The sequence below is a fragment of the Oleiphilus sp. HI0080 genome, from assembly GCF_001635135.1.
In genome coordinates this window covers 1-5,348 of the sequence record NZ_LWFU01000351.1, presented here as the reverse complement: position 1 = coordinate 5,348, position 5,348 = coordinate 1, and the positions used below count along the sequence as shown (strand labels likewise).

Sequence of the window (5,348 nt, the reverse complement as noted above, 5' to 3'; positions counted from 1 at the left end):
CTATTGGTTCGACGCCTGGCAGCGCAACAGTCACGCCTTTCAGCTTATACAGTGTCGAACCTCCTGAAAAAGAAAGGATCATTACCTCTGCGCTCTTTAATGGGAAATCCGTCCAAACGCTTGATAAAGCACTCAACATTGCATCACTACTGCAAAATCTAGATGCAGATCAAAACCCTGACAATGGCATTGACCTCGGTAATGCTGACGCCGTGCTCACAGACTTAACTTTAGATTTTGGCGAGTACAAAGCGATCGACTTTAACCAAAAATCGAACATGCGATCGATCCGTGAGGCTCTGGGATTGAGCAGTGAGCCTGTTGATTTGGAGAACATTGCAACCCATCTTTACTCAAGCTTAGGAATAGAAATCCAAGCTAGCGCTGCAGCTGGAACAACTGGGTCATCTGGTCTTCAGAGCAAGTTCTCGACAAACTTCGAGTACGATGAAGTAGGAAATGTCATTTTGGAAGAGATCGACACCAATGGTGATGGTCTTATCAACATTACAAAGACATATCGCTACGAAAACAACTTATTAGTAGAAACAAGCAACTCCAAGCTAAATACAACCGAAACGTTGTCCTACAACTCAGCGAAACAGCTTATCGAACGGCTAACCCGCTATGGAGATGGGCGTACTTCTGCAGAGACCTATGCATACAGCAACGGCCAAGTTACAGAGTTTTCTTTTGACGAAGATGGCGACGGACAGGCAGAACGCGTCACGTACTACTCCTATGATATGAACAGCCAGTTAGTCGAAACCAACATCGATAAAGATGGCAATGGCTCTATCGACATTAAGACCACGGCGTCTTACTTCTCGGATGGTAAGCAAGCTACCCACACGGAAGATGAAAATAATGATGGGGTCCCTAATTTAATCATCGCCTACGTATATGATGAAGACGGCAATCGTAAATCATTCAATATTAGCGTCGACGAAAATGCCACGCCATCAGAAACAAGTCTATTCACTTACTCCGGCAAACTCGTAAAAGAGTTCTTTGTGCTTGATGCAAATTACCGCCTAAAGCTCAAAGAAACCTACGTGTACGATAGCCAGGACAGAAGAAAGGAAGTGCGCAAAGATACAAATGGAGATGGCAAGATCAACGTACGCGTTCAATATAGGTACGACGAAGACGGAAACCGTATTCTAGCTGCAGAAGACCATAATAACGACGGAATCGCGGACAAGGTTTGGCGCCAATCTGTCAACAACTCCTCTCTAATCAGCCCATGGAGAAAGATTCTCCAACAAGGCTAGCTGACGAAATGGATAATCTTTAAGATTATTTATCTCATATCGCAATCCAAACGTCCCTAGGCACGCTATTCTTTGTAATATTGGTGGTCTAGGGCGACTGATGCAGTCGATTTTGGTCCCCAATAAAATTCAATATTGCGAGTCCTCCTCGCTTCTTTAAGGTATAAAATTAATGAGCTCACAAAAAAAATTTTTAAAGCTTAGTGCAGCCGCTCTCCTTGCAGGTGCTGCAAGCATGGCAAGTGCAGACAACATCAAAATTGCTTTAGCGGGACCTGTTACGGGCCCTGTTGCTCAGTACGGTGACATGCAAATGATCGGCTCAAAGATGGCGATCGAAAAGATAAACGAAGCCGGCGGCGTGAACGGTCAGATGCTTGAAGGGGTTGTTTACGATGATGCGTGCGATCCAAAGCAAGCTGTAGCAGTTGCAAACAAAGTCGTTAACGACGGTATCAGCTTCGTGGTTGGCCACCTATGTTCGAGCTCAACTCAACCAGCATCTGACGTATATGAAGACGAAGGTGTTCTAATGGTTACTGCGGCATCGACAAGCCCAGACATCACTACCCGCGGCTATCAAATGGTATTTCGTACCATCGGTCTAGACAGCCACCAAGGCCCCGTTGCTGGCAACTACATTGCTGACAAAATTAAGCCTGCCAATGTTGCCGTCATACACGACAAGCAACAATACGGTGAAGGTATCGCTACGTCGGTAAAAGAGACGCTAGAGAGCAAAGGTATTAACGTTGTGATGTTTGAAGGCGTCACCTCTGGCGATAAAGACTTCTCGTCACTTATTGCAAAACTTCAAAAAGCGAATGTCGATTTCGTTTACTACGGCGGTTATCATCCAGAGCTTGGTCTAATTTTGCGCCAATCTGCTGAGAAAGGCTTCAAAGCGCAATTCATGGGTCCAGAGGGTGTTGGCAACAACGACATCAACGCGATTGCGGGTGAAGCTTCCGAAGGTCTTTTAGTGACACTGCCACCAAGCTTCGACAAGAACCCAGCAAATGCTGACCTTGTTCAGGCCTTCAAAGACAAAGAGCAGGATCCAAGTGGTGCTTTCGTATTGACCTCCTACTCAGCGGTTCAAGTGATGGCTGATGCGATGGCGAAAACGGGCGGCACTGACACGGACGCTATTCAGAAAGCAATGCGTGAGATGACTTTCAATACACCGACTGGTGAAATTGAATTTGACGAAAAAGGCGACTTGAAAGAGTTCAACTTTGTTGTTTACAACTGGCATGCAGACGGCTCTAAAACTGAAGCCAAGTAAACAGCGTTTGCATCTAAAATAATGAAAACACCTGCCAATGGCAGGTGTTTTTTTTGTTAAAAAAGGTAGGGAAAGATGCTCGAAGCATTTTTATATTTTGTACAACAGATTTTAAACGGTCTGACTATAGGCAGCACCTATGCGCTAATCGCAATCGGCTACACCATGGTGTACGGCATTATTGGCATGATTAACTTTGCGCATGGCGAAGTTTACATGATCGGAACCTATGTCAGTTTTGTGGTGATAGCAGGACTAAGCATGCTTGGCGTAGAGTTTGTGCCGCTTATCTTGGCAGCCGCTCTTATCGTGGCAATTATTGTTTCCAGCTCCTTTGGCTGGGCAATTGAGAGGACCGCCTACCGCCCTCTTCGCGGCGCTAACAGACTAATTCCACTTATTTCTGCTATCGGTATGTCAATCTTTCTGCAAAACTATGTTGTTCTCGCTCAAGGTGCACGTGATGTGGCGATACCACCCATCATTACCGGCGGCTGGACCTTTGGAAGTTCTGATGGTTTCCAAGCCTCACTATCATATATGCAACTGATCATTTTCGTCATGACCTTCATTTGCATGAGCGCTCTCACTCTCTTTATCTCAAAGTCACGATTAGGTCGAGCTTGCCGCGCCGTTGCAGAGGATTTGAAAATGGCCAACCTGCTTGGCATCAATACCAATCGAGTCATTTCAGTGACCTTTGTGATCGGCGCAGCACTCGCTGCAGTCGCCGGCTTATTGCTGGGTCTCTACTACGGCGTTGCAAATCCGCATATTGGTTTTATTGCTGGCTTAAAAGCATTTACTGCAGCGGTACTAGGCGGTATCGGCAGCATCCCTGGTGCGATGCTTGGTGGCATTATTCTTGGATTAACAGAAAGCCTAACCGCTGCATATATTAGCTCCGAGTGGAAAGACGCGGTGTCGTTTAGCTTGCTCGTACTCATCCTTTTGTTTAAGCCAACGGGCTTACTCGGCAAACAAGAGGTGGAGAAAGTATGATGCGCGCTAATCTAAATCACGCCATTTTCTCGGCCATTATTACGTTTATCGTTTCGTTTCCACTGCTGGGTTTGAACCTTGTTACCGGCGGGACAAGCATGTCTATCGAAGGAGCCGATACAACCACCTTTACTTACATCGCGGCTGCCGTTGCAATAGTGTTCTTCTTTCAGCTGTTTCACGACAAGATTATGGGTGTCTTCAGCCATATCCCGACACCCGAAGTTGGTCATCTTTATAGTGATCTTCCTCAATCAAAAAAGAACAGCGTAGAAAAGTGGTTTACCATCGCTTTGGTTGCCCTTGCGATCATTTGGCCTTTCTTTGTTAGTCGTGGTTCAATCGACCTTGCAACACTGGTACTAATATATGTGATGCTCGGTCTTGGTCTAAACATTGTGGTTGGCCTTGCCGGCTTACTTGACCTAGGTTATGTCGCCTTTTATGCAGTCGGGGCGTACAGCTATGCACTTCTTTCTGAATATTTTGGCCTCTCCTTTTGGGTCGCCTTGCCGATAGGCGGTCTAATGGCGGCTTTGTTCGGCTTTCTACTCGGCTTCCCGGTATTACGCTTACGTGGAGATTACCTAGCCATTGTGACTCTTGGCTTTGGCGAGATCATTCGTATTGTTCTCTTGAACAGCACATCTGTAACCGGCGGACCAAATGGGATTGGCGGAATCGATAAACCAACCCTTTTCGGAATGGAGTTTGGTCGTCGAGTCAAAGAAGAAGGCAACACGCTCTTCCATGAAGTAATGGGTATCCCTTACGATAGCTCTTACAAAGTCATCTTCTTGTACCTACTTGCGGTAATTCTTGTTGTATTTACCGTGTTCGTCATTCGACGTTTAGTTCGAATGCCTGTTGGACGGGCTTGGGAAGCACTACGTGAAGATGAAATTGCTTGTCGCTCGCTTGGAATGAATCGAACAATTATAAAACTCTCAGCCTTCACGATTGGTGCGGCATTTGCTGGTTTTGCCGGTTGCTTCTTTGCGGCCCGACAAGGCTTTATCTCTCCTGAATCGTTTACGTTTATTGAGTCAGCAATTATTTTGGCAATCGTTGTGCTCGGCGGAATGGGGTCTCAGCTAGGCGTGATATTGGCCGCCGTTGCTATGACCGTTCTTCCTGAAATTGCTCGGGAGTTCCAAGAATACAGAATGTTGATGTTTGGTTTGATGATGGTATTGATGATGGTTTGGCGTCCTCAGGGTTTACTCCCCTCCAAGCGCCCGCACATGGAGTTGGCAAATGACTAATCAAACTCTACTTAATGTATCCGACCTAAAGATGCAGTTTGGCGGCCTTGTTGCTGTTAATGGCGTTAATCTGAAAGTTGATGAAGGCGAGATCGTCTCCATCATCGGGCCAAATGGCGCGGGGAAAACGACCGTATTCAACTGCCTCAGTGGATTTTATACGCCCACCTCCGGCGTCGTAGAATTTATGGGTGAAGAAGTGCAAACCCTGCCTGACTTTAAAATCTCATTGAAAGGCATGGTCAGAACCTTCCAACATGTGCGTTTATTTAACAACATGACCGTTATCGAAAACTTGTTGGTTGCACAACATCGTCACGTAAATACGAATATTTTTTCAGGATTGTTTAAAACACCTGGCTACAAAAAGTCAGAAGAGCAAGCCATGACGCGCGCCAAGTATTGGCTCGAGAAAGTCGGCTTAATGGAAGTGGCAAATCGTGAAGCAGGAAATCTCTCGTATGGGCAACAGCGCCGACTTGAGATTGCTCGATGTATGGTAACAGAACCTAAACTTCT

At 46.1% G+C, this 5,348-nt stretch carries 5 protein-coding genes; all 5 read left to right on the top strand.

Translation table 11 applies throughout. From position 1 onward, the window contains the following. Positions 1 to 1,274, top strand: a 1,274-nt coding sequence (locus A3751_RS22635; protein ID WP_068452977.1) for a hypothetical protein, incomplete at its 5' end; no start/stop codon positions are given. Positions 1,275 to 1,446: 172 nt separating this feature from the next. Further along, positions 1,447 to 2,562 carry a branched-chain amino acid ABC transporter substrate-binding protein gene (locus A3751_RS05080; protein WP_068452974.1) on the top strand — a complete coding sequence of 372 codons (1,116 nt, stop codon included), beginning with the start codon at positions 1,447 to 1,449 and terminating at the stop codon, positions 2,560 to 2,562. Positions 2,563 to 2,637: 75 nt separating this feature from the next. Next, positions 2,638 to 3,564, top strand: a complete 927-nt coding sequence (livH, locus tag A3751_RS05075) for a high-affinity branched-chain amino acid ABC transporter permease LivH (RefSeq protein WP_068452970.1) — start codon at positions 2,638 to 2,640, stop codon at positions 3,562 to 3,564. Then, a complete protein-coding gene (locus A3751_RS05070; RefSeq protein ID WP_197466187.1) occupies positions 3,564 to 4,829 on the top strand; it encodes a high-affinity branched-chain amino acid ABC transporter permease LivM in 1,266 nt (421 codons plus the stop codon). Before livH ends, A3751_RS05070 begins: the two co-directional genes overlap by 1 nt. Continuing rightward, positions 4,822 to 5,348, top strand: a 527-nt coding sequence (locus A3751_RS05065; RefSeq protein WP_068452964.1) for an ATP-binding cassette domain-containing protein, incomplete at its 3' end; no start/stop codon positions are given. The genes A3751_RS05070 and A3751_RS05065, both read left to right, overlap by 8 nt.